This window comes from Lacticaseibacillus zhaodongensis, from assembly GCF_009687905.1.
Lineage (GTDB): Bacteria > Bacillota > Bacilli > Lactobacillales > Lactobacillaceae > Lacticaseibacillus > Lacticaseibacillus zhaodongensis.
The window spans coordinates 1-25,387 of record NZ_BLBG01000009.1 but is presented as its reverse complement, the minus strand read 5'-3'; the positions used below and the strand labels follow the sequence as shown (position 1 = coordinate 25,387).

Genomic DNA, 25,387 nt, shown 5'->3' with positions numbered 1-25,387 from the left:
ATATGCCAGAGCGAATTAACATTATTGATGCAAGCAAGCACGTCGACGAAGAAGTCGAAATCGGCGTGTGGCTGACTGATAAGCGCAGCAGCGGGAAGATTGCTTTCCTGCAGTTGCGTGACGGGACCGCGTTCTTCCAGGGCGTGGTGCTGAAGAATAAGGTCAGTGAAGAGGTCTTCCAGATTGCCAAGGAGCTGCACCAAGAAGCAAGCTTCATCGTTACTGGGACCATCCACGAGGACAGCCGGAGCCATTTTGGCTACGAAATCCAAATCAGTGACATCCAGCCGGTAGGGGAAAGCGAAGACTTCCCAATTACGCCTAAGGAACACGGCATCGAGTTCTTACTTGACCACCGCCACCTGTGGCTGCGGAGTCGCCGGCCTTTTGCCATCATGCAGATTCGCAACGAAATGATTCGGGCAACCTACGAATTCTTCAACAAAGAAGGATTCATCAAGATGGACCCACCAATTCTGACCGGTTCCGCTCCTGAGGGGACGACTGAGCTTTTCCAGACTGACTACTTCGATCATGATGCATACCTGAGCCAGAGTGGTCAGCTTTATGAAGAAGCCGGTGCGATGGCTTACGGGAAGGTCTTCAGTTTCGGCCCCGTTTTCCGGGCTGAAAAGAGTAAGACCCGGCGCCACCTGACTGAATTCTGGATGATCGAACCCGAAATGGCCTTTACGCACCAGGATGAAAGCCTAAAGGTCCAGGAAAACTACATCGCTTTCCTCGTCCAGTCTGTCATCGACAACTGTGCCTACGAACTCAAGTTACTCGATCGCGACCCTGAGCAGCTGAAGAAGTACACCAAGACACCATACCCTCGCATCAGCTACAAGGAAGCCATCGAAATGCTCCAAAAGGGCGGCTTCGACAGCAAGTTCGGGGACGACTTCGGCTCACCGGAAGAGACTTACATCTCTGATCAGTTCGACCAGCCTGTCTTCGTTATGAACTACCCGAAGACCATCAAGCCGTTCTACATGCTGCCAGACCCAGACGATGACCGGCTCTACGTCTGCGCTGATTTGCTCGCACCTGAAGGCTATGGTGAAATCATCGGTGGTTCCGAGCGTGAAATCGACTACGACAAGCTGCTGAAAGTCATGGAAGACAAGGGCATGGACCTGAGTGAATACGACTGGTACCTTGACCTGCGTAAGTACGGCAGTGTGCCGCACTCTGGGTTCGGTCTTGGCCTTGAACGGGCCATCACCTGGATCTGCCACCTTGACCACCTACGTGAAGCAATTCCGTTCCCACGCATGATCAACCGGATCAAGCCTTAGGAGGCCTGACCATGTCTGAGCTTGAAGCACTCGTTCGCGGCGGCCAGGTCAGTTTCTCTAAGCTGATTTTTGAGCACTACGCAGACAGTGATTTAACCCCCAGTGAACTGCTCGCTTACTTGTTTCTGAGCGAATTCGTGCAGGAACAATCTGGCGAACCGGACTTGCGGCAACTAGCCGCCCGGGCCAAAATGCGCACCGCGGATTTCTCGACCATGCTTAGCAACCTTAGCAGTAAGGGCGCCATTGCCATCCGCACCAGCAAAGCGGCTGATGGCCGTCTGCACGATGTGTATGATGTAACCCCGCTACTGCAGAAGTGCATTGAGCTGGAAGGGGACGACGTTAACGCGGCCCAAACACCAGTTCAGCAGCGGCCCTCAACGTCCCGCCAAATTTTTGGTCAAATTGAGACCGAGTTTGGGCGGCCATTGTCTCCGATTGAACAACAAACGATTCGGGCGTGGTTACGTGATGATCACTACAACCCGGAACTGATTACCCTCGCACTACGCGAGGCGGTGCTCAATCAGGCCTACTCGTTGAAGTATATGGATCGGATTCTAATTAACTGGGAAAAGAACCACTTGACCACCGCAGAAGCAGTTAAGCAGGCACAGCACCGCTTAGATTCTTTATAAGTTCGTATAGCCACCCGTTAACTCAGCAATGTGCTGGCGGGTGGCTTTTTGGTGACAAAAAAAGTGGTTCGCAACGAAAATCGTTACGAACCACTATTGTTAAGATCAAATCGATTAATACATGCTTATTGTTGCTGGTTAGCCGCGCTCGATGACGATGCAGCGGGTTCCCGCACTGAGGACTGTGCGGACGAACTGCTTTGAGCCGCGCTGCTGGAAGCAGCAGCTGCGGGAGCACTGGAGGAACTTGATGATGCAGCAGCTGAAGATGAAGAACTGCTTGTTGATTCATCCGCACTAGAACTGCTGGACGAATCCGAGTAGAGGACCGAGCTGCTGGAGCTGACGGCCGCATCATTGTTGCTCGTAATGACGTGCCCAGACGCACCACGGACGAATAATTCGCGGGTGGTCTTGCCGCTGACCGCCTCACTGAGCGCTTCGGGCGGATTACTGCCGATCAAGATGTTCCGCGCGACGACCGTGCTTGGTTTGGTCCAATCACGATTTGGTAACCCATCCGCAACGTAACTCATCAGGTTCTTGTAAATAAGCTGCGGAATCGTCTGGGCGGTGCCGCCTAAACCGGCTTCTTGGGACTTGTCATAACCAGCCCAAACCGAGATAACGCGGTTGCGCGTGTAACCAGTGAACCAGCTGTCTTTGTCTAGCCCCCGTAGCGCAGGGTTATTAGCAATTTCCTCATCGGAGTAATTGACACTACCAGTCTTCCCAGCTTCATAGAGGCCCGGGACCTGCGCGTGCAGGCCCGTGCCACCATTATCGGTCAGCACACCCTTCATCATATCGGTCAGCATGTATGCGGTACTACTCTTCATCGCCCGGGACCCACTGCTGGAGTAGGAGGTGGTTACGCCATCCTGCGTCCGAATTTTCCGCACGTACTGCGGTTTGTAATAAGTCCCGCCGTTAGCAAAAGCCCCATAAGCTGCGGCTTCCTGCAAGGTCGAGACTGAGCCACCGATTGCGGAAGAAATCGCCGTTTGTTGACTCTGCGGGAGGGTGATCCCGAGACCCTTGAGGAAATCCATCCCCTTGCTGATGCCAACCGAATCCAGTGTTTTGATGGCCGGAATGTTTCGGGACCCAACCAGCGCCTGGCGCATGGAAATCACACCCTGATACTGGTTGTCCCAGTCGTAAACTGATGTGTCAGTTCCGGGATACTTGTATGGCGAGTCATCGATTTGGGTGTAGGTCGAATCGTTGTCGTACTCAATTGCCGGCCCGTAATCGAGCATCGGCTTCATGGTCGAACCGTTAGAGCGCGTGTTGGCGACCGCCCGGTTATAAGCCAGCTTGACGTCACCGGTCTTGCGCCCTCCGATTTGGGCCAAAACGCGCCCGTTGTTCGGGTTCGTCATCGTCACGGCTGTCTGCAGCTTGTTGTCCGGGAAGGCCAGGTACTCGTTCGAGTTGACAATGCTGTATAGGCGCCGCTGCGCACTCATGTCCAGGTTGGTGTAGATTCGCAGTCCTGCGGTGTACGGATTTAGGCCGGTTTGTTTCTTGACTTCACTGATTACCTCGGTCACGTAACTGTCGACGATTTTGTCTGTATCCGATTGGTTCTTAGCCACGGAGCTATGCTTGACTAAACCGGAACTGATCGGTGTGGCCGTAGCCGCACTCGCCTGAGTACTGCTGATCTTCTTGGCCCGCAACATCGCGTTTATGACCTCGTTGCGACGCGTAGTTGCAGCGGTGGGGTGCTCAAAGGGGTCGTAACCCACTGGTGCCTGCGCCAGACCGGCGATAAAGGCGGTCTGGGCGATACTCAGTTGGTTCAGACTCTTGCCGTAGTAATAATTAGCGGCGGTACCCATTCCGTACTGGCCGTAATTCATGTAAACCTTGTTAATGTAGAATTCGAGAATTTGTTCCTTACTGAAGCGCTGCTCGACCTTCATTGCGAGCCAGGCTTCCTGGGCCTTGCGCTTCAAGGTCTGATCAGATGTCTTAGTGGAGAACACTGACAGTTTGACCAACTGCTGGGTCAAAGTACTACCACCCTGCAAGCCCCCACGGTGGGTGAGGTTAGAAACCGCGGCGGAAACGATCCGCAGGGGGTCAATCCCGAATGGCTCGTTGTAGAAGCGCCGGTCTTCAATTGCGACAACTGCGTCCTTGAGCCGCTGCGGAATCTTTTGGGCAGGGGTGTAGTCCCGATTTTCGGTCCCGAGGGTGGTGATTTTGTTGTTGTTCTGGTCGTAGAGCACCGAGCTACCGTCACTGCGGAGCGTGGCCTCGTTGATCTGGGGTGCATCCTTGGCGTACCAGGCAAAAAGCAACACGCCCGCAACGATGGCTACACCAATGATACCGAGAATCCAGCGACAGATCCGCCAGAACAGGCTGCCGCCGCCATTACCACCTTGTTTATGCTGCTTGTGCTTTTTAGCGGCCATCCGGGATTCATTAGGTTTATTCGCCACGCGCTGCACCTTCCTTCTTTGCAATCAACCAGTCCACACCATCGAGATAGGGAACGGCGGGGCTGAGCTGCGGTTTAACTTCAAAACCATGCTGCTCAATTTCGGGCAGCGTAATTGATTTACGGGCTTTTTGCACCTGGGCGGCATCCCAAGCGCTAATTACGGGACTGGCCGGATAGACAAATAACCGGTGCAAAACCGCAAACCGCATCACCACGAAACACACACCACCCTGCAACAGGCAAGCTCGCATGTGGTCGATTTGGTGCTGGTGAAAGTTCTTAAGCGGAAAGCTAGCCTTGTTCTTAGTTTCCTTAGCTTCAAAATCGATGTAATAGCCACGATAAACACCGTTATAATCGGTAGTAGAGGGGGTTTTGAAATACCCTTCCTTAATCACGGCCTTACTGCGGGCCGGGTAATCGACCCGCACGATTTGAATCGGGGTGGGCTTCTTGTGCACTACCGCCTTCCCGATTTGCAGGTAATAAGCGTTGCTAGCGTTGAGTTCGTCTTCGAGGGTCATCCCCCGGCCACCATAAATGGTCGGTTTGTTAGTGATTTTTCGGGCTGGCTGGCTACCACCAGACGATTGCGCGGCGCGCGCATATAGATTACCATTTGGGTAGTGAATCGGCATTGTGTATCACCTTCCTGAAATTATTATAGCAACAATCGGGCCGAAACGCCCGTTCGCCAGCGTGAAGGAGGCGTCGAAATGGCAAAAAGGCTGTGGGTGACTGGCTACCGGGCTTATGAACTTAATGTTTACGGCACCCAGGACAAGAAATTAGACGTCATTAAGTATTGTTTAAAAGATCAATTGATTGCCCAATTGGAAGACGGGCTGGAGTGGCTGATCACGGGTTGCAACCAAGGAACTGACCAGTGGGCCGCCGCGGTCGGGCTCGAACTAAAGAAGGATTATCCCGAGCTCAAAATTGCAATGATGGCGCCATACGCCGATTTTGGCAACCGCTGGCAGGAGAGTGGTCAGGAACAACTAGCAGCGCTCCGGCAACAGGTCGACTTTACCGCCGATGTCAGTAAGGCCCCTTATACCGGCGGCTGGCAGCTGGCGGAATTCGGGACCTTTATGAGCAGCCACACCGATGCAGCTCTGATGCTCTACGACCCGGAATTCCCGGGAAAGAATAAGTTTGATTATAATCGGGCCCAAAACTTGAGCCCAGACCGTCATTATAATGTATCCTTGATTACGATGTATGATCTGCAGGACGCGGCCACCACCATGGCCGAAGCTGCGGAAAATGATCATTTTCAAAACAGTTGATATATGATAAAATGATAATATCCCTAACGAGGGAATTTACGAGGTGTATATAGATATGGATTCAGAAAACAACGATGAAAAGTTCAACGTCCACTACGGACCTCAAGATATCCTGAACAAACAGTTCAAGACCAAGATGCGCGGTTATGATCAGGACGAGGTCGATAGTTTCCTTGATGACATCATTAAGGATTACGATTCAATGATCAAGGAAATTGATCGCCTGAACTACAAGAACGCGCGCTTTGCTAACCGCATTGACGAGCTCAGTAAGCAGCTGACAGTTGCCAAGGGTGCTAGCACCCAAGCGCCAGCAGCAAGTAGTAGTTCCACAGCCGCTACCAACTACGATATTCTGAAACGGCTCAGCAACCTTGAGCGGCACGTGTTCGGAAGCAAGCTCGAGAGCGATGCTGGCAAGCACGACGACCAGGATTTCTAACCCTTCTAACATTTCCGCTTGCAGTTAGGACGGACAGCGTATAGAATGATAACTTGTAAATCTTGAGTAATCGCGCCCTGCTTTTGCAGGGTGAGGAAAGTCCATGCCCGCACAGGCTGCGATGCCTGTAGTGATTGCGCCGGGTCCAATAAACCCGGGTACCGGTAAAACGGTAACGGCGGCGACTAAAGCTAAGGCTTCGGCTATGCATTAGTTGCCTGAAAAGTGCCACAGAGACGATGCTTCCGGGAAACTGGAAGATTGGAACGGGTAAACCCCGCAAGCGAGTAACCCAAACTTTGGTAGGGGCGTTTCGCCATGGTAAATGAACTAACGGCGATACAGCGAAAGCTGAGATAGATGATTACTGGAAGGGCGGTCCGCCTGAGACCACCTGGAACAGAACATGGCTTACAAAGATTTGCAAGCAGGCACAGCTTGGGGCAACCCAAGCTGTTTTGATATCCAGACAATTTTAGTTGCGCAGGCTTAAATTAAGCTGAGCTTTGCATTCGTTGCAGGTCTGCGCTTAGTTTTAGCCGGAAGTAGCAACTGATAGTGCGGACCAGTTCCGCACACATTTCAAAAGGAGAAAAAAGTGAAATTTCAACTAGTAGCAACCATGGCGGCAGGCCTTGAAGCCGTCACCGCGCGCGAACTGAAGGACATGGGGTACCAGACGCGGACTGAAAACGGCCGGGTCTATTTCGAAGGTGACGAGCGCGATATCGTCCGCACGAATGTGTGGCTCCGCACCGCTGACCGGGTGCGGATCGTTTTGGCTGAGTTCAAGGCCCTGAGCTTTGAGGACGTCTTCAGCAACGTTAAGGCCATTCCGTGGGCAGATTACATGCCCCTGGACGCCGAATTTCCAGTTGCCGGTCGTGCCGTCCGCAGCAAGCTGCACTCTGAACCAGACGTGCAGTCTGTGACCAAGAAGGCCATTGTTGAGAGCATGAGTGAGACCTACCACCGTCACTCCCGGCTGCCTGAAAGTGGCCCCAAGTACCCACTCGAAATCTCGATTCACAATGACAACGCCCTGATGCTGCTGGACACGACCGGCGACTCACTCTTCAAGCGGGGTTACCGGGTGGCAAAAGGCCCAGCACCGCTGAAGGAAAATTTTGCCGCCGCCTTAGTCATGCTGACTAACTGGCGCGACTACAAGCCATTTTACGACCCAACCACTGGTTCCGGGACTATCGCCATTGAAGCAGCGCTCATCGGCCGCAACATGGCGCCCGGCATTCGCCGCTCCTTCGCCTTCGAAGGTTTTGACTTCATGCCTAAGAACCTGCTTGATGACGTGCGCGCCGAGGCCCGCAGCCAAGAGAAGGACGTCGACCTTGACATCCTCGCCGGCGATATCAACCAGGACATGATCGAAATCGCTAAGGTCAACGCGCAAGAGGCTGGGGTGTTGCACTCCATTGAGTTCAAGCAGCTCGCTTTGCAAGACTTCCGCACCGATAAGGAAAACGGCGTGATCGTCGCGAACCCACCATACGGTCAACGGATGGACAACATTGATGACGCCCGCAAAATCGAGGCCGACATGGGTAAGCTCTACCGGACCATCCCGACCTGGAGTAAGTACATCCTCTCCGGGGACCTCGAATTCGAGCGTTACTACGGCCAGCGGGCAACCAAACGGCGCAAGCTGTATAACGGTGCGCTGCAGACCGACTTGTTCCAGTACTGGGGTCGGCGGCCAAAGAAGTAAGTTTTAAATGGCAATAGGGGGGTAACAGCATGCGGGTATTAGACTTTATCGGTTTTGACGCGCAGCAACAGGCACAATTGAAGACAGCGGGGGCGGACAACATTATTCCCGCCGCTGCAGCCACTGCAAAAGATTACGCAGATTTGGATGCAATTTTTGGTTGGGGCGAAGCCGGCCCGGCAATTGTGAAGCAGGCACCACACCTGCGCTACCTGCAGACACTGTCAGCTGGAGTTGATTATTTGCCCTTAGGCTTGCTGGCAAAACGACAGGTAGAAGTTGCTAACGCTAGCGGACTGCATGGTGATGCGATTGCGGAGACCGTGCTCGCGTTTTTGCTGGCCTTCACGCGCCAAATCACCTTTAGCAATGAAAGCGGCAAGGCGGCCACATTCTGGAATGGACGCCGGGAACGGACCAAAATGCACACCCTGGCCGGCCAGAGTGCACTGATTTATGGTGCCGGCAGCATTGGCCAGACCATCGGCGCAATGCTGCAGATGCACGGCGTGACGACCTACGGGGTGAATACCCGCGGGGAGACCGTGCCGGGCTTCAAGGCGCTGTATGCGAACGGTGAGGAAAAGGAGCGTTTGGGTAAAGTGGATTTTGTCATCAATGCCATGCCACTCACGCCGCAGACCCGCCACTTCTTCAATCACGAGTTCTTTGCCGCAATGGCTAGTGACGCCATCTTCGTTAACATTGGCCGCGGCCCCGAAGTCGCAACCACCGATTTGGTCGCCGCTTTGCAGTCGGGAACGATTGCTGGCGCTGGTTTGGATGTCTTTGAAGAGGAACCACTCCCGGAGACGAGTCCACTCTGGTCCTGTCCGAACCTAGTCATGACTCCCCACACATCGGGCACCGTTAGCAACATCAAGACTCGGTTGCTGCGGATCATCATCCCCAACCTGCAGGCCATCAGCAATGGTAAAGATTTAGTGCGGAATCGAGTTAATTTGCACCGTGGGTATTAATTAAGTGCCAACTTGGCTATAATGTGGGTGTAACCGCTTGCAGAATAGTAAGGAGGACTTTTATATGAGCCAAGCAATTTCGGTAATTATGGATAAGCTCCACGAAGCGCTTGATACCGGGCGCAGCGTTAAGCTGGCGACGGTAGACAAGAAGCAGTGCAAAGGCACGATAACCGCGGTGGTTCCGGGCACGATCAAGCCATTCGCCGACCGCTCGATCGTCATCGTGCAGACCAAGAAGGGCATTCGCCGCTTCTCGGGTTATATGATTACTGAAGTGGCGTGGGCGCAAGCCGACAATTAAACTAAACAAACTGAATATTTTCGCTGGGGCCGGCAAAGCGTTGGCCCCAATTTTTTGCCCAAGAAGTAAGTTGGTTCTGGCGTGAGCAAAGTTTTTTTGAAATTTCCGTTTCATTTGAGTACAATTGTGATTAAATTAGATAAGAATTAGTTAAAGCTTAGATAAGTGGAAAGAGGTACTAATTAATGGCAGACAAAGCAGACTTCAGAAATGATTTGTATACGGCGGTTAACGGCGAATGGCAGAAACAAGCTGTGATACCTGACGACAAGCCGACGACCGGTGGCTTTACTGATTTGGGTGATGGCGTCGAAAAGAACTTGATGGCCGACTTTGCAGAAGTTGCAGACGGCGGTAAGGCTCCCGATAAATATTTTGCCCAAGCGGTTGAACTCTACAAAATCGCTAAGGACTTCAAGCACCGCGATGAATACGGCGTTGCACCCGAGCTCAAGCGCCTGCACCAAATCAATGAATTGACCGACGTCGACGAATTCAACCACCAAGCCGGTGAGCTGAACCTCGACTCATTCCCACTTCCATTTCGGACAAGCGTTGAACCAGATATGGCCGACACCCGTAAGAATGCGGTTTACATTCAAGGTCCCAGCACAATTCTGCCTGACACGACGTACTACAATGGCGATAATCCATCTGCGCACAAACTGCTGACAATTTACCGCCAAACCGCTGCCAGTGTCCTCGCCGCAACTGACTTGGACGAAGCAACGCAAAAGGACATGATTGACCGCACTCTGAAGTTTGACGCCGCGATTGCCAAAATCGTTAAGAGCAACGAAGAATGGGCAGACTATCCTGCCTCTTACAACCCGATGCCGCTGACCGACGTGGCGGCTAAAATGGATCCATTCGACCTGATTACCTTCCTCAACGACACGATGCCAGCACTTCCGGAACAAATCGTCGTGTCCGATCCGCGTTTCCTGGACGAAATGAGCAAGCTATTTAACGCCGACACCTTCGCCGATTACCGCGCATGGGCGTACGTGAACGATCTCTTGCGCAACTCAGGTTACCTCAGTGAAGAATTACGGGTGAACGGTGGAGCTTACAACCGAGCACTGAGCGGTGCACCGACTGCAATTAGCCAGGTCAAGCACGCATACCGCCTGGCTAACTCCTTCTTCAGTGAGCCAATCGGTGTTTACTACGGTGTAACCTACTTCGGTGAAGACGCTAAGGCGGACGTCATCAAGATGGTCAAGCGCATGATCACGACCTACAAGGAACGGATTCAAAAGAGCAGCTGGCTATCGCCAGAGACCAGTGCTAAGGCCGTGGTTAAACTCGACAAAATGGTTATCAAGATGGGTTACCCTGACAAGGTCGAGGCAGTCTACGATGAGATGAACGTTGACCCTCACGGTAACCTGCTAAACAACGTCATCCGCCTCAACCGAATCGCGCGCCAAGACCAGTACGGCAAGCTGATCAAACCAGTGGACCGGACGGAGTGGGCAATGCCAGGTAACCTGGTTAACGCTTGCTACGACCCATCCCACAACGATATTACATTCCCCGCAGCAATTTTGCAGGCACCATTCTACTCACTTGAGCAGAGCGACTCTGAGAACCTGGGCGGTATCGGTGCTGTCATCGCGCACGAAATTTCGCATGGCTTCGACAACAACGGGGCGAAGTTCGATGAGCTTGGTAACCTGAAGAACTGGTGGCAGGACAGTGACTACGCAACCTTCAACAAGTTGACACAGGACATGATCGATGAATTCAACGGCATTGACTACGCCGGGGGTAAGGTCAATGGCAAGCTGATCGTCAGCGAAAACATTGCCGATGCCGGCGGTCTGGCCGCAGCCCTCGCGACTGCCAAGAAGGAGCCCGACTGCAACCTGGTTGAGTTCTTCACTAACTGGGGACGGATCTGGCGGCAAAAGGCCCGGCCTGAATACAGCCAGCTGCTGCTAGCAGTTGACGTCCACGCTCCTAATTATCTGCGGGCTAACATCCAGCCCCGCAATCTTGATGACTGGTACACGACCTTCAACGTGCAGCCAGGCGATGGGATGTACCTCGCACCTGAAAAACGCATCACTATTTGGTAAATTAAAGCGCAAGTAGCTTTTCCGCAACCATGCGGATCACCGCAACAGCTCAATAGTTAGCAAAAGGGACCATCGCAACTGATTGCGGTGGTCCCTTTAATTTTGCCAATAAAAAAACATTTTATGAACGAATTAGTTTTGATATTTTACGAGTGCAAAAAGTGAGAAATCAGTCCGCGTATTTGCACTACACGGCAGAAAATAAGGATAAATTTAGCCCCTGAATTACAACTGCTAATTGCAAAATTGTATAATGTTTTTGAAGGAAGTCGCGACAGTACCGGCAGACAACTATAGAGGGTGAAGCAATGCTAACTTATGAGCTCTTTTTGAGTCGCAGTACAAAGTCTCGACTCGAATTTTACCAACAATTCATTGATCTTCCGAGTAAGTACCAAGAAGTGGGGGAAGTCGCCAAGATTCGGCGAATCAGCCCCACTAGTGTCTACCGCCAGTTAACGGTGATCAACGCGGACATGAACAAAATCCGGGCGGAATTGGGGGCCGCCCCGGTTGCCAACACCGCTGAGATTCACCAGCGCTTCAACATTCCCACGGCGCTGTACGCCATCTACCTGATGCGTAACTCGCTGGTCGGTCGATTCATAATGGCCACGTTGCGCCATCCAGCCTGGGACGTTGCTGATTTCGCCCAGCGGGAACACGTCAGCAAGGCAACGGTCTTCCGGCGTCTGCGGCCGCTGCGCGATTACCTCCGGGACATGAATATCAGTGTGAACTTCTCACCGATCAGCCTAGTTGGTCGGGAAACGGTGGTCAGGATCACACTGAGCGAATTAGTTTGGCAACTGGGCCAGGACGGCCACGAGATGTTCCCGGAACTGAACGGGCTGCCGCAACGGACTGCAGAGCACCTGCTAGACGCGCACATCATCATGCCACGGTTTAATCGGGATAAGTTGACCATCATCTGTGCGGTGAATATGTATCGCAGCAACCAGGGGCACGCTTTGCAGATCATCAAGCCACTGCAACAGGTTTTCACCGCGACTGGCTGCAATCTGAGCGTTCGGGACCTGCCCGAATACGTTCGTAAGTATCCCGCAACCTGCGAACTGGTGCACATTCAGAGTGTTCTCAACGCAAACTACCACGATGCCAACGAGCAACAACTGATTGGGTTCGTCGGTCACCATGCTCGGTCTAATTCTGCATGCTGGCAGTTGGTCTCACAAGTGGTGCACCGCATGCGCGGCATCGCGGGGGTCAAACCGCAAATGCTGGACGATCAGGTCCTCATTGCTAATCTGCTGGCGATTACGGTCGCACTCGACCTAATTGGGGCAAACGTGCCAGCTTTTGAGCCGCTGATCATCGCGGCTGGAGCTCCGGCGCCCAAGTCCCTGCAGGTGATGCTACAGCAGGTCTTCAGTACGCTACCGCAGCATCTCAGCAGTTTCAAACGCATCCAGACCGGACTAATCACGCGCTTCTTGCCGCTACTTGGCGAGGTCCTGCCAGATGCCCGGGCGCGAGTGCGGGTAGCAATCGACCAGGATATGGAACATTGCATATATGTTGGCATTCGCGAGGCGCTGGAACGGATGCCGGCGGTCGAACTAGTTGACAATCCTAAGTACGCGCGCCTCATCGTCAGCAACAAGCTAACGGATTACTCCACGGTGCGGCCGCGGGGGGATCGACGCTACTACTTCGCGCTGAGTAGTTACAGTGCGTGGCTCACACTAGAGCATCTGATTCACTACCTAGCCATCTACGAATGTGACCGTAAAACAGGTCCCGGAATTAATTACACCCACCTGGACCCAACAGTTCTGCTCAAGGAAGTCCGCATCAACTCAGAAATATAAGCCCGGTGAACTAGTGAGGGCTGGTAAAAGCCGCACAAACTTCTTATACTAGTTATGAATGGAGCGTGATATTCATGAAGAGAGATAAGAAGCGCGACGACACCACCGTCTTGGACATGAACCTAACACTGGTCGCAAACGCCGAACGCAAGCTTGCCGACCACCGCGCCGCGGCGGGTGCTGTGGCGAAGGCATTGGCAAACGGTACGGCCGGCCTAACAGACTTGTTCAAAGACGACGGTAAGGCGCAAAAAGACTACGAAGCAATCGCGGAGGGCTACCTGCGGGATGCCTACAATATTGATGGCAGCCAGCTCGAGCGCGAAACACAAGCCTTGGTCAAGCAGGCGGTGCAGGAACTGCGCAGCCACCCAGAACACTTCGCAAACCACTAGCATTAAACGTGGGGCGCTTTGGTTAATGATATTCAGGAGCTGTAGCCACGTGCCCAGCTCCTTTTTGATGCTGTTTTTTTTGCAAGTAAAAGTGCCGGTCCCTGCTACCGTTACGAAACACAGTAAAGGGACCGGCGCTTGAGTTGCGCGCATAGGTTAGGCAAGCTGGAAAAACAAGCTTCGCAGTTGTGAAATTATGTCAACTAGCTTTAATCTTATAAAATCGGGGCCAACATCCGGGAGAAATTTTGCTTGAAGCGCAGGTAAGCGGATTGCGCAGCGATGTCTTCCCGCGTCAGTAGGTGGCTCTGCAACATGTCTTTTTCGAACAAGTCGCCAAGCTGCGCGGCTAGGCTGCGGTCGTAAATGAAGGTGTTTGCCTCGAAGTTGAGGGCGAAACTGCGGTAATCCATGTTGGCACTGCCGACACTAGCAACCTCGCCGTCAACCGTAACTGTCTTGGCGTGCATAAAGCCGTTATCGTAGTGGTAAATTTTAACTCCGCGAGCGGTCAAGAGGTTCGCGTAGTACTGTGTTGCCCGGAAGATGAAGGGGTGGTCCGGCATGTTGGGGACCATCACGCGGACATCAACTCCCGAGTATGCTGCGGTGCTCAAGGCCTCGAGCACTGTGGAGTCGGGCACCAAGTAGGGCGTCTGGATCCAAACCGTCCGCTCGGCAGCAAGAATGAAAGCTGTGTAGCCCAATTTGATGTGCTGACGCTTGGTATCCGGCCCGCTCGCAACAACTTGCATTGGCGCAACGGGCAGATCCGAATTGTCTGGGGTCAGACTCGGGTAGTCCATCATCAGGCCAACAACGGTCGCGTTCCAATCCATGACGAAGCGCACCTTGAGCGCGGCAACTACATCCCCGCGCAAACGCATGTGCGTATCCCGCCAGTTACCAAACTTCGGGTCGCGGCCCAGATATTGATCGCCGACGTTGAAACCACCGGTGTACGCAATCTGGTCGTCGATCACGACAATCTTACGGTGGTCGCGGTAATTCAAGCGGAAATCGGTGATGATGTGCCGTGAACTGAAGAAAATGCTGACGTAACCGCCGACCGCGCGCAGATCTTGCCACCATGACTCCTTCATCCCCAGGCTGCCCCAGGCGTCATAAAGCACCCGGACATCGACCCCACGTTTAGCGGCTGCAATCAGGTGGTTCCGCAGCTCGGTACCGATTGCGTCTGGATAGATGGTGTAATACTCAATACAAATCGATTCCTGCGCGGCATCAATATCACCGAAGAGGGCGGCAAACTTAGCGTTCCCATCTGTAAACAATTTGGCTTCATTGTGAAGCATGAGTGGGGTCTTCGCCGCTGTCCAGAAGTTGTGGGCGAGGGCGTACATCCCCGGGGACATCGCCTGCCGCATTGCTGCTTGCTGCGTGTTCGAGCGCCGCCGCTGCTGGGCGTAACTTTTGACCCCCCGGACGTACTCATCGGCAATTCGCTGCATCCGCCGGGACGACAATCTGCGCCCCGCAAAAAGGTAAAAAATAAAGCCGAGGACCGGCAAGAAAATCAGGACCAGGAGCCACGCCCAGGTAGCCGCAATATCCCGCTCGCGCCGCAACACCGTCACGATGGCCGCGGCAGTGTTGACGAAGAGCAAGACGCTAATAATAATCGTAATCAAGTGCATTAATGCTTACCCCCGCGAGTCCGTTAGATGGCCATGTAAGGCCTGCAGTGCTAGTGTGTGTGCCCCGTGGTTACTGTGGTCGTTGCGCCAAACAGGGATCACGATCGGAAAATTATCACAAAGTTCAATAATGCGGTTCAACTGCGGTTGAAAATGCTTTGCATAACCTTTATCCATTGAATCAATCAGGATCTGGCTGTCACTCACCAGTTCCACATTCTGCCCCGCAAAGCCACGGACAAGCAGTTGTTCCAGCCCGAGTGTGGCCGCTGCAAATTCGGCCTCATGGTTGGTCATGTCTGGCAGCGCGTATTTCAGTTGTAAGTCCTTGCCCGCACCGGTGATGAGAATTCCCGCTGCAGATGGGCCGTGCTTGCCTTTTGTGGCAGCATCCGTGTACAATCTAAGCATATTACCTCTATGAAAGTGATGGTCAAAATGCGATACAAATTCATGTACCAACCGGGTCGAATTGAAGCCTTTATTTTCTGGGGACTAATTACTTCAGCCTTAGCACTAGCAATCGTGCTCCAAATGGAAGCGATTGGTATTTCCTACCTAGCATTAATATTAGCACTTGCGACCATTCTGGTGGCGGTTTTGGAAACAATCCGTTACCAGGGTGAAGTTCACGCGGGAACTTTGTCACTGCACAAATTCCTGCGGAGTAACACCCTCACGATCCCGCTCAAGGACGTGCAGGTGGAGCAGCTGCGGAGCAAAACAATCATGCTGCACAACACTCCCTATGGTGATCTCGAAATCACCACCTGGCGTAACGCCGAGTCAATTGCTGATCAGTTGCATTAAATGAATGGAGGAAACAAATGTCAGACATTGATATTGCACAGGCAAACGAAAGCACCGAGATCCACCTAATCACGCAGGTAGCCACCGACCTCGGACTGAAGTCAGACGAGATCGAACAGTACGGCCCGTATAAGGCCAAAATCACGCCGCAAGCACTGAAGCGGATCGAGACTAAGCCTGCTGGCAAGCTCGTCTTAGTCACCGCCATCAACCCCACACCAGCTGGGGAAGGTAAGTCGACCGTTGCAGTTGGCTTAGGTGACGCACTGCGCCAGCGCGGCCATAATGCCGTGATTGCACTGCGCGAACCATCCCTTGGTCCCGTCATGGGGATGAAGGGTGGGGCAACTGGCGGTGGGCACGCCCAAGTAGTACCAATGGAAGATATTAACCTTCATTTTACCGGCGACATGCACGCGTTGACCTGTGCGGTTGACACCCTCGCAGCCCTGATCGATAACCACTTGCAGCAGGGGAACAAACTCAACCTGGATCCCCGCCGTATTTCCTGGAAACGGGGCCTCGACATTAACGACCGGGCCCTGCGCAACGTTGTGATCGGCATGGGCGGCCCTTACCAAGGGGTACCCCGTGAAGACGGTTTTGACATCACCGTTGCCAGTGAATTGATGGCAGTGTTGTGCCTTGCCAGCGACCTCCACGATTTGAAGGCCCGCATCGGCCGGATTGTTATCGGCTACACTTACGACCGTAAGCCAGTCACGGTGACCGACCTCGGAGTGGCCGGGGCCATCACCGCACTGCTCCGTGACGCCGCTAAGCCGAACTTAGTACAGACGCTCGAACACACGCCAACGCTGATTCACGGTGGACCATTTGCCAACATCGCCCACGGTTGTAACTCTGTGATTGCAACTCGGGCCGCGCTGCATCTGGGCGACATTGCCATCACTGAAGCCGGTTTTGGTGCCGATCTCGGCGCCGAAAAGTTCATGGACATCAAGGCACCCGTTTTGGGCAAAACCCCTGATGCCGTCGTGATCGTCGCAACCGTCCGCGCACTTAAGTACAACGGCGGGGTGGGCCTCAAGGAATTGCAAACGGAGAACCTGGACGCGGTTACCAAGGGCTACGCTAATTTGCACCGGCACATTGAGAATATGCGCCGCTACGGTGTACCCGTGGTTGTTGCCATCAATGACTTCACCAGTGATACTCAGGCTGAAGTCGATTTGATTAAAGACCTCTGTGCCAAGGACGGCGCCCGCGCTGAACTGGCCACGGTCTGGGCAGACGGTGGTGCCGGCGGGCTGAACCTTGCTGACGCCGTCCTCGCCGCACTGGATCAGCAGAGTGACTTCCAGCCACTATACGACATCCAAGCTGACGTTAAGGACAAGCTCAACGTCATCGTGCAGAAGGTATACGGGGGCAGCGGTACCGAATTTAGCCACAAGGCAGAGCTCAACTACCGGATGATCAAGCGCAACGGTTGGGACAAACTCCCAATTTGTGTCGCCAAAACCCAATATTCATTTACTGACGACCCGAAGAAGCTTGGGGCACCGACAGATTTCAAACTCAACATTTCCGAAATCGTGCCCAAACTTGGGGCCGGCTTCCTCGTGGTTAAGACTGGCGACATCATGACCATGCCTGGCCTGCCAAAGCAGCCCGCCGCACTCAATATTGACATCGATGATGACGGCCAGATCAGCGGCCTGTTCTAAGCTTAATTTTTAGCAGTACTTTATAATCTGTTCGTTTAAAGGAGACACTTTGATAATTTATATCGTAATTGCGGCCGTCATGGTTGGCATTGATTTTGCAGTGAAGGCCTGGGTGGTTGCGAACATCCCTCTGAACGGCTTTCACGAACTGATCCCGGGTGTGATCGGCATGACGCACATTCGCAACACCGGGGCGGCGTGGAGCATGTTTGAAGGGGCGCAGTGGTTCTTCTACATTGCTACCATCATCGCGCTCGGCGTGGTTGTTTACCTTTGGCGTGACAGCAAAGGCAAACCGGTCTACCGGTTAGGCCTAGCCTTGGTAACCGCAGGCGCCCTCGGTAACTTCATCGACCGGTTGCACCAGCAGTACGTCACCGACATGTTTCAGCTTGAGTTTGTCAACTTCCCGATTTTCAACGTTGCCGACCTCTGCTTGACCATCGGCGTGGTTTGCGTTCTGGTCCAGATGATTTTGATTGATAAGGGGCGCGACTGATGACGCTAGAGTGGACAGCAGCTGACGCGAAGGGCCGCATTGACAAAGTTCTGTCGACGCACTACCCAGAATACACTCGCTCCCAGATTCACAACTGGCTTGAGGATGACCGCATCACGGTGAACGGCAAGCAAGTGCGGGCGTCGTACAAAATTCAAAATGGGGACCACATCGAATTAGACCCACCGGCACCGGTCAGCCTCAACGCTGTGCCCGAGGACATCCCCTTGGACATTGTCTATGAGGACGATGACGTGTTGGTCGTTAACAAGCCACAGGGGATGGTTGTCCACCCAGCACCAGGCCATCCTGACGGCACACTGGTCAACGCGATTCTTTACCACAGCGACCTCTCGGCAATTAACGACGTCATCCGGCCGGGCATCGTGCACCGCATTGATAAGGACACGTCCGGTCTGCTAATGGTGGCCAAAAATCAACAGGCGCTCGTGAGTCTGTCCGCACAGCTGAAAGCCAAAACCAACACCCGCGAGTATCTAGCGATTGTGCATGGCAACTTCAAGGAAGACCACGGCACAATTGACGCACCACTCGCCCGCGACCCCAAAGCCCGCAAAAAGATTGCCGTAGTGGACGGGGGCCGGCACGCGGTCACGCACTTCACCGTTCTTGAACGCTTTGCTCACTATTCTCTGATTCGCTGCAAGCTCGAGACCGGACGGACCCACCAAATCCGGGTGCACATGGCGTCCATTCATCACCCAGTAGCGGGCGATCCCTTGTACGGACCGAAGCGAACCCTACCCGGTAATGGCCAGTTTCTGCACGCAGCAACACTTGGCTTCAAGCACCCACGAACTGGAAAGCAATTACTATTTTCTGTTGATGTGCCGCCAATTTTTCAGCAAACACTGGATGATTTGCGTGCGGGCATTGACAAGACCCGCCTAATTAAGTAAGCTTGTACACAATTGAACATTACCTTTAATTAAGCCCAGAGAGACTTAAAAGGAATCGCGCCCCCGCGGGGGTAATGTACTGCCGCCTTCAGTCTATCTCCGGACTGGGGCGGTTTTTTTGTACACAGAGCGGGGTGAGGCGTACAGAAGCTGAGCATTTATGTACCTTGCAGCAGATGCCGGGATTTGGCATTTGCTGCAAAGTGTATCTCCCAGTCCTCAATAACCCGATTTCAGGTATTAGTTCAAAACCATCTGTTTAAGTTCTTGAGCGCATTATATTAAGCATTTCTCAATTGAGGCACGCTATGCAACAAAAACAAATCGTCGACGCGGCCGGCATTCAGCGTTCGCTGACGCGCATTAGTTACGAAATCATTGAACGTAACCACGGCTTAGATAATTTGATCTGTATCGGTATTAAGACCCGGGGTGAGTATATCGCGCAACGGATCTCCGCGCGGATGGCCCAACTTGAAGGCAAACGCTGCCCAGTGTACGCCTTGGACATCACGCCGTTCAGGGATGATCAACCGCAAGCAGCTACGGACCAGCCCCAGTGGAAGCACGATTTAACCGGCAAAAATATCGTGCTCGTTGATGATGTCCTCTACACTGGGAGGACGATTCGGGCGGCAATGACCGCGCTACGAGGGGCGGGACGCCCCGCTAGTATTGCCTTGGCGGTTCTGGTTGACCGTGGCCACCACGAATTACCGATTCGGGCAGATTTTGTGGGGAAGAACATTCCCACCAGCCGGGCAGAACACATTCAGGTTCAAGTTCAAGAACTCGACGGCAACGATAGCATCAACATTTACAGGGAGGACTAAGCACTAATGCAAACTAAACCATTTCACGATAGCGACGCGGTACTAGATATTGGTGACCGCCCAAGCTTCTTACCTTGGGTCGGCCTGTCAATGCAGCACTTATTCGCCATGTTCGGCTCCACCGTTTTGGTTCCAATTCTGGTCGGCCTTGATCCGTCGATTGCGCTCTTCAGCAGTGGTGTTGGTACCTTGCTCTACATACTAATCACCAAGGGCAAAATTCCTGCGTACATGGGGTCCTCATTCAGTTTCGTTACGGTCATGCAGGCACTCATGAAGGGGGCAGGATACCCTGCCATCGCGCAGGGCACCATCGCCGTTGGGGTCATTTACTTAATCGTGGCGCTGATTGTTAACGCCGTGGGCAGCGACTGGATCGACAAAGCATTACCGCCGATCGTGGTCGGCCCCATTGTCATGGTCATTGGCCTGTCTCTGGCCGGAACGGCGGCCCAGGACGCAACAATGCGGGCTACCAGTGCGGGGAACTCCGTTTACGATTTGCGTTATTTTGCCGTCGCAATGTTAACCTTAGGGCTCACAATCGTATACAATATGTATTTGAAGAAGTTTATTAGCCTGCTACCAATCCTGCTCGGGATTGTCAGCGGCTACGTGATTGCATTGTTGTTCGGAATTGTTAATTTTGCACCCGTCCAGCAGGCCGCTTGGTTCAGCCTGCCTCAATTTCAGATCCCATTTTTGACCTACCAGCCCAAGTTGTACTGGGGTGCAATCCTCTCCATGGCACCGATTGCCTTCGTCACGATGACAGAGCACATGGGCCACATTATGGTACTGAACAAGCTCACAAAGCGCGACTTCTTCGTGGATCCTGGCCTAAACCACACACTGGCGGGCGACGGGACCGCATCCATTGTCGCCGGCTTAGTCGGGGGGCCAGTTGTGACTTCTTACGGTGAAAACATCGGCGTCCTCGCAATGACCAAGGTCCACTCTGTTTACGTACTAGGCGGTGCGGCGTTCTTCGCCATCGTCTTCTCGTTCATTGGTAAACTCAGCGCCCTCATCCGCACCATCCCCGGTCCAGTAATCGGTGGTATCAGCTTTCTCCTATTTGGAGTTATCGCCAGCAACGGGCTGCGGGTACTAATTGACAACAAGATCGACTTTAATAAAAAACGCAACCTAATGATCGGCTCCACAATCTTGGTCATTGGGATCGGTAACGCATCCTTGCAGTTCGCCGGCTACACGTTCTCTGGCCTGGCCATCGCTACGGTCGTGGGCATCGCCCTGAACTTGATCCTGCCGGAAAAAGCAGCGAACGAGTAGCACAGAGCGGAGCCCCGCGGTTAGAAACTGAGGACTAACGGACTTCTGAAAGAATGCGGCTCTTTGCATTATTTCAGAAGTATGTTAGCCGCAAGTTTCTGCGGGGAGCAGCTCGACTACGAAAAAAAGCGGAGTGGGGCGCAGCAGGGTGCAACTATAGAAAGTAGGGATTTCATGCGCCGTTATTTGATTCTGGAAGACGGAACTTCATTTGCTGGCACCGGTTTTGGTGCGCAGACGGTCAGCACCGGGGAACTAGTGCTGCAAACCGCCATGACGGGCTACCAGGGCGTCATCACGGATAAGGTGAATACCGGCAAAATCATCGCCTTCGCTAACCCGCTGATTGGCACCGTTGGCATTAACCGGGATGACTACGAAAGCATCGACCCTGCAATCAAGGGTGTTGTCGTCAGCACGCTGGCCCGCGTTCCGGGTCATCCCGCCAGCAAAATGTCCTTGGACCAGTACCTGCAGAACCGCAAGATTCCGGGAATCAGTGGTATCGACACCCGGGCACTGATGCGGCACATGAACAGCAACAAGCCCCAAAAGGCGAGCATTGTTGACGCCGATGATGAGCACGCCTTCGACCAGTTGCGGGCACTAGTTCTGCCCCACAACCAGGTGCAGATGGTTTCGACGGAGAAACCATACCCATCCCCGGCGACCGGCCGAAACATCGTTGTCGTCGATTTTGGCTTGAAACACAGCTTGTTGCGGTCCTTTGCCGTGCGTCACTGCAACCTGACCATCGTGCCCGCTAATTCAACTGCCGCCGACATCTTGGCGCTCAGTCCGGACGGGGTAGTGCTCACTGACGGTCCCGGCGACCCGGCTGATGTTGCTTACGCTGAAAAAATGGTCCAAGGGCTCCAGAGCGAATTGCCACTTTTGGCAATCGGCCTGGGCCACCAGATATTCGCGCGGGCAAACGGTGCGGTGACCTACCGCAAGAACCACGAGGACCACGGCATCAACATCCCCGTGCGGGAAATTGCGACGGGACGAGTGGACATCACCACCCAGAACCACAGTTACGGTGTTGACCCCACGACCGTGCAGAACGACAAGCTGCTGGTCACCCATGAAAACGTCCTTGATCACTCGATTGAGGGCTTACGGCACCGCTTGTACCCGGCTTTTTCCGTGCAGTTCCAGCCGGAAGGAGCACCGGGTAGTAACGATGCTGAACACGTGATCGATGAGTTCATGGAGTTAATCGACGCTTTTGGCGAGCGCAGTGGAAAGGAACTTTAGGCTATGCAAACAATTTCAAAAGTACTCGTCATCGGTTCCGGGCCAGTGGGATCCGCGCAGCCGGCAACATCACCAGCAGAAACTGATTTGACCTGCCGGGCGTTAGCGCTGGCAGGAAAGGATGTCGTCCTAGTCACCAGTGACCCGGATGTTTTCCGCAATAAGAAAATCAAGGTCCACTTCTACGTTGCCCCTTTGACCGCTGAGTTCATCAGTCAGGTGATCCGCCGAGAACGGCCCGATAGCATTTTGGCGAGCGCGGGGGGCCAAATTGCCCTCAACATCATCATCAAACTCGACCGCAGCGGCCTGCTCAGGCAACTTGGTGTTCAGGTGCTCGGCAGCGGCATCGATGCTATCAAACGCACGGAAGACGGTCAAGCGCTGCGCAGCTTTTTGAAGGCCGAACGGATTCCGACCCCTGAATCAGTCTATGTTGAGGAAACCGCCGGCGCGCTGCGCGAGGCCGACCAAATGGGTTATCCCGTACTCGTCCGGCGCGGACAAAGCCGGGGCATCGCCCGGTCCAGCAGCGAGCTCAGCTCCGTACTCGAGCGCAGTATTGGTGGCGGCCGCATCCTGATTGAGCGGGCCATCCACCGCTTCAAAGCCATTGAACTCGTATTGATGCGTGACGGGGCGGATAACTGCGTCTTGCTCGGCACCATCGAAGATATGGACCCAGTCGGCGTCAACCCGGCAAACACGATGGTCGTCACACCAGCACAAACGCTCCGCGACCGCGAGCGGAACGCATTACGGGCAGCCGGACGGCAAGTTTTGACGGACTTGGACATCCGCGGCTGCGCCACCGTCTCTTTTGCCATTGATCCCGACGGTGGTGACTGGTACATGCTGAAGGTAAAAATCGGGCTGGCGTGGGGCACCAGCCTCATCGCCCGGGCCACAGCTTACCCAGTTGCCGGTGTGAACACCGCCATTGCGCTAGGGGAGGAGTTACCCAACATCAAAATCGGTGCCGACCACAAAATGGCCGCCAGCATTGAACCCGGCATTGACGCCATCGTTGCCCGCTTCCCGCAGTTTGCCCAAGAACTACTGACCGGAGCAAAATTGGGGCCGCAGCTAGTCGCTGGCGGTTCGATCATCACGGCGGGGCGGACGCTTGAGGCAGTTCTGATGCAAGGAATTTACAGTCTTAGCCATGATGACAAAAACGCCCTCGATCCGGAGATCCAGCAGTGGGGGGAAGACGAAATCACCGCCCACGTCATCAAAGCCAACGCCTTGCGTCTGCCCGCAATCTTTTTGGCCCTCGAACATGGCTTCACGGTGCGAGAATTAGCTGAACTGACGCAGGTCAACCCAATTTTCATTGCGGCACTGGACGAAATCAAACAGGTCAGTCAGGAACTGCGCGCCGGCAAGAGTGACGAAGCACTACTGCGCCAAGCAAAAAATTACGGGCTCAGTGACCAGTGGCTCGCCCAGCTAAGCGGCAAGACCGCCGCAGAGGTGCGCAGTACCCGTAAGGAAGCCGGTGTCGTCCCGACCTATAAAACAATCGATGCTATGGGATTCATCGAGCCGGACACGCCAACCTTCTATGGCACCTACGAGAAGGAAAATGAAAGCACACCCGGGAATACACCGAGTGTTATCGTCATTGAACCAAACGCCGCTGCACCGTGGCTTAACTCGGCGCACGAATCCATCAGCTCGGCCATGCTTGCTTCCATTAAGGATGCAGGCTACACGCCAATTCTGGTCGGCAGTACCCCGCGGCCACTGGTTTACCCCGGGGTTAAGCAATACCTCCTGGACGCGAGTATCGAACACCTTTTGGATATTGCTGACTTGGAGCAGCCAATGGGCGTGATCTGCCAAACCGCTGGGCGGGAGGGGAGTCGCATTGCCAAAACGCTCAGTCAGTTCGGGATTCGCATCCTTGGCAGTACAATTGCCGAACGTGCCGATCCAATGCCCCAATCATTCAACGATGAACTGGCGAACTTGAATGACGGCGACTGGGTTTACCGCTATGAACGCGGTGCCGATACCAAGGATGCCAGCAGCCACCTCGCCATAGACGCAATCAGCGACGGCGAGACGGTTGCCGTGCTGGGCGTCATCAACAGCCTTGAGCAAAACGAAAGTCGCGCCGGTACCGTTCTAGCGGTAACACCGCCACGGCGCGGGGCGGCCGACCTGACGCAACGAGCAGTGGACTGTGCAGTCACCTTGGCCAGTGCTTTACAGCTCAAGGGCTTCGTACACATGGACCTTGCGGCAAAGGGCCACGAGCTCACCGTTAGCTTCATTGGTCCGAGTGCCAGTGCGACCGTGCCGTTCCTGGCCAAAACCTTGCGCCGTGATTGTATCGACTTGGCCTGCAAGGTGCTCCTCGGGACCAAACTGGCGGATCTAGGCGTCCAATCCGGACAACTGGCACAGTCCGCAGGGGTGCACGTGCTGTTGCCCGTCCTGCGCAGCGGCCTGACCGCGGCTAATAGCCACGTGGCCACGATCGTGCAAACTGGACTGGTCATGGGCAGTGACCACAACTTGGGTAAGGCGCTCATTAAGGCTTTTGCAGCGGCACACGAACCGCTCCCCGACCACGGCACTGTGTTACTAGAAGAGGGCACGCCAGCCGGCGCAGCGCTGGCACCACGACTGGCGGCGCTCGGCTTCCAGATTGTGGGCATGGACCACGCCGAGAAATTGCAAAACGTGCAACTAATCGTGATGAATAATCCAGACATGGCCCTGCGTCAAGTCGCAACGGCCCACATGGTGCCGCTTCTTAACACCGTCAGCGCCGACGCAATCATGCGAATCTTTGAGGCCCGGGCGTTCGCGCTGGCGCCGTTAGCTGATCTAGAATCATAGTTAACAACGGTAATCACTTTTTTGCATAATGAAACGGGGTTGTGACATAACCCCACGTTAAGTAGGCGCCATGGAGGAAATCTTCGGATTTCCTTCATGGCGCCCTTTCTGT

Annotated in this window: 22 protein-coding genes and 1 other RNA gene; 19 read left to right on the top strand and 4 right to left on the bottom strand. The window is 54.0% G+C overall.

Annotated elements, in window-relative coordinates; translation table 11 throughout:
• The first annotated feature begins 2 nt into the window (after nucleotides 1-2).
• Both asnS and GN107_RS07480 read left to right on the top strand, forming a co-directional pair.
• Nucleotides 3-1,301: an asparagine--tRNA ligase gene (gene asnS / locus GN107_RS07485; RefSeq protein ID WP_155287183.1), complete on the top strand. Its 1,299-nt coding sequence runs from the start codon at nucleotides 3-5 to the stop codon at nucleotides 1,299-1,301.
• Between the two features lie 11 nt (nucleotides 1,302-1,312).
• Nucleotides 1,313-1,942: a DnaD domain-containing protein gene (locus GN107_RS07480; RefSeq protein WP_230678579.1), complete on the top strand. Its 630-nt coding sequence runs from the start codon at nucleotides 1,313-1,315 to the stop codon at nucleotides 1,940-1,942.
• A gap of 125 nt (nucleotides 1,943-2,067) precedes the next feature.
• Here the strand turns inward: GN107_RS07480 and GN107_RS07475 are convergent, their stop codons facing one another.
• Both GN107_RS07475 and recU read right to left on the bottom strand, forming a co-directional pair.
• Entirely contained in the window at nucleotides 2,068-4,398 is a 2,331-nt protein-coding gene (locus GN107_RS07475) for a PBP1A family penicillin-binding protein (protein ID WP_155287182.1), read from the bottom strand.
• The gene (gene recU, locus GN107_RS07470) at nucleotides 4,388-5,038 is read right to left on the bottom strand and encodes a Holliday junction resolvase RecU (RefSeq protein WP_155287181.1); all 651 of its coding nucleotides are present in this window, start codon (nucleotides 5,036-5,038) and stop codon (nucleotides 4,388-4,390) included. The genes GN107_RS07475 and recU overlap by 11 nt, the downstream gene beginning before the upstream one ends.
• Nucleotides 5,039-5,116: 78 nt before the next feature.
• Here recU and GN107_RS07465 point away from each other — a divergent pair, with 78 nt between their 5' ends.
• The 9 genes from GN107_RS07465 (at nucleotide 5,117) to GN107_RS07425 (ending at nucleotide 13,455) form a co-directional block, all read left to right on the top strand.
• Nucleotides 5,117-5,692, top strand: coding sequence for an SLOG family protein (locus GN107_RS07465; protein WP_155287180.1), 576 nt, complete (start codon nucleotides 5,117-5,119; stop codon nucleotides 5,690-5,692).
• Between the two features lie 55 nt (nucleotides 5,693-5,747).
• Nucleotides 5,748-6,134 (top strand): cell division regulator GpsB, encoded by a 387-nt coding sequence (gene gpsB / locus GN107_RS07460; RefSeq protein ID WP_155287179.1) that lies wholly within the window; start codon nucleotides 5,748-5,750, stop codon nucleotides 6,132-6,134.
• 58 nt (nucleotides 6,135-6,192) lie between these two features.
• Nucleotides 6,193-6,553: RNase P RNA component class B (rnpB, locus tag GN107_RS07455), an RNA gene on the top strand.
• Between the two features lie 179 nt (nucleotides 6,554-6,732).
• Nucleotides 6,733-7,860 (top strand): THUMP domain-containing class I SAM-dependent RNA methyltransferase, encoded by a 1,128-nt coding sequence (locus GN107_RS07450; protein ID WP_155287178.1) that lies wholly within the window; start codon nucleotides 6,733-6,735, stop codon nucleotides 7,858-7,860.
• A 29-nt stretch (nucleotides 7,861-7,889) separates the two neighbouring features.
• On the top strand, nucleotides 7,890-8,840 hold the full coding sequence (locus GN107_RS07445) for an NAD(P)-dependent oxidoreductase (RefSeq protein WP_155287177.1): 951 nt from the start codon (nucleotides 7,890-7,892) through the stop codon (nucleotides 8,838-8,840).
• Nucleotides 8,841-8,904: 64 nt separating this feature from the next.
• The gene (locus GN107_RS07440) at nucleotides 8,905-9,144 is read left to right on the top strand and encodes a hypothetical protein (RefSeq protein WP_155287176.1); all 240 of its coding nucleotides are present in this window, start codon (nucleotides 8,905-8,907) and stop codon (nucleotides 9,142-9,144) included.
• 185 nt (nucleotides 9,145-9,329) lie between these two features.
• Nucleotides 9,330-11,228 carry a M13 family metallopeptidase gene (locus tag GN107_RS07435; protein ID WP_155287175.1) on the top strand — a complete coding sequence of 633 codons (1,899 nt, stop codon included), beginning with the start codon at nucleotides 9,330-9,332 and terminating at the stop codon, nucleotides 11,226-11,228.
• Between the two features lie 308 nt (nucleotides 11,229-11,536).
• Nucleotides 11,537-13,060, top strand: coding sequence for a helix-turn-helix domain-containing protein (locus GN107_RS07430; protein ID WP_155287174.1), 1,524 nt, complete (start codon nucleotides 11,537-11,539; stop codon nucleotides 13,058-13,060).
• 74 nt (nucleotides 13,061-13,134) lie between these two features.
• Nucleotides 13,135-13,455: a hypothetical protein gene (locus tag GN107_RS07425; RefSeq protein ID WP_155287173.1), complete on the top strand. Its 321-nt coding sequence runs from the start codon at nucleotides 13,135-13,137 to the stop codon at nucleotides 13,453-13,455.
• Nucleotides 13,456-13,670: 215 nt separating this feature from the next.
• Here GN107_RS07425 and cls read toward each other — a convergent pair whose 3' ends face one another.
• Both cls and GN107_RS07415 read right to left on the bottom strand, forming a co-directional pair.
• Complete coding sequence (gene cls, locus GN107_RS07420) at nucleotides 13,671-15,113, bottom strand: cardiolipin synthase (RefSeq protein WP_155287172.1); 1,443 nt, start codon at nucleotides 15,111-15,113, stop codon at nucleotides 13,671-13,673.
• Nucleotides 15,114-15,119: 6 nt separating this feature from the next.
• Nucleotides 15,120-15,524 carry a ribonuclease HI family protein gene (locus GN107_RS07415; RefSeq protein ID WP_155287171.1) on the bottom strand — a complete coding sequence of 135 codons (405 nt, stop codon included), beginning with the start codon at nucleotides 15,522-15,524 and terminating at the stop codon, nucleotides 15,120-15,122.
• Between the two features lie 27 nt (nucleotides 15,525-15,551).
• Between GN107_RS07415 and GN107_RS07410 the strand changes: the two genes are divergently transcribed.
• From GN107_RS07410 to GN107_RS07375, 8 genes are all read left to right on the top strand, one after another.
• Nucleotides 15,552-15,923: an EbsA family protein gene (locus GN107_RS07410; RefSeq protein WP_155287170.1), complete on the top strand. Its 372-nt coding sequence runs from the start codon at nucleotides 15,552-15,554 to the stop codon at nucleotides 15,921-15,923.
• Between the two features lie 17 nt (nucleotides 15,924-15,940).
• Entirely contained in the window at nucleotides 15,941-17,614 is a 1,674-nt protein-coding gene (locus GN107_RS07405) for a formate--tetrahydrofolate ligase (protein ID WP_155287169.1), read from the top strand.
• A 49-nt stretch (nucleotides 17,615-17,663) separates the two neighbouring features.
• Nucleotides 17,664-18,113 carry a signal peptidase II gene (lspA, locus tag GN107_RS07400; protein WP_155287168.1) on the top strand — a complete coding sequence of 150 codons (450 nt, stop codon included), beginning with the start codon at nucleotides 17,664-17,666 and terminating at the stop codon, nucleotides 18,111-18,113.
• On the top strand, nucleotides 18,113-19,033 hold the full coding sequence (locus tag GN107_RS07395; protein WP_155287167.1) for an RluA family pseudouridine synthase: 921 nt from the start codon (nucleotides 18,113-18,115) through the stop codon (nucleotides 19,031-19,033). Before lspA ends, GN107_RS07395 begins: the two co-directional genes overlap by 1 nt.
• 308 nt (nucleotides 19,034-19,341) lie before the next feature.
• Complete coding sequence (gene pyrR / locus GN107_RS07390; protein WP_155287166.1) at nucleotides 19,342-19,866, top strand: bifunctional pyr operon transcriptional regulator/uracil phosphoribosyltransferase PyrR; 525 nt, start codon at nucleotides 19,342-19,344, stop codon at nucleotides 19,864-19,866.
• 6 nt (nucleotides 19,867-19,872) lie between these two features.
• On the top strand, nucleotides 19,873-21,162 hold the full coding sequence (locus GN107_RS07385; RefSeq protein ID WP_155287165.1) for a solute carrier family 23 protein: 1,290 nt from the start codon (nucleotides 19,873-19,875) through the stop codon (nucleotides 21,160-21,162).
• Between the two features lie 174 nt (nucleotides 21,163-21,336).
• Complete coding sequence (locus GN107_RS07380) at nucleotides 21,337-22,422, top strand: carbamoyl phosphate synthase small subunit (protein ID WP_155287164.1); 1,086 nt, start codon at nucleotides 21,337-21,339, stop codon at nucleotides 22,420-22,422.
• A 3-nt stretch (nucleotides 22,423-22,425) separates the two neighbouring features.
• Nucleotides 22,426-25,275: an ATP-binding protein gene (locus GN107_RS07375; protein WP_155287163.1), complete on the top strand. Its 2,850-nt coding sequence runs from the start codon at nucleotides 22,426-22,428 to the stop codon at nucleotides 25,273-25,275.
• Nucleotides 25,276-25,387: the final 112 nt, after the last annotated feature.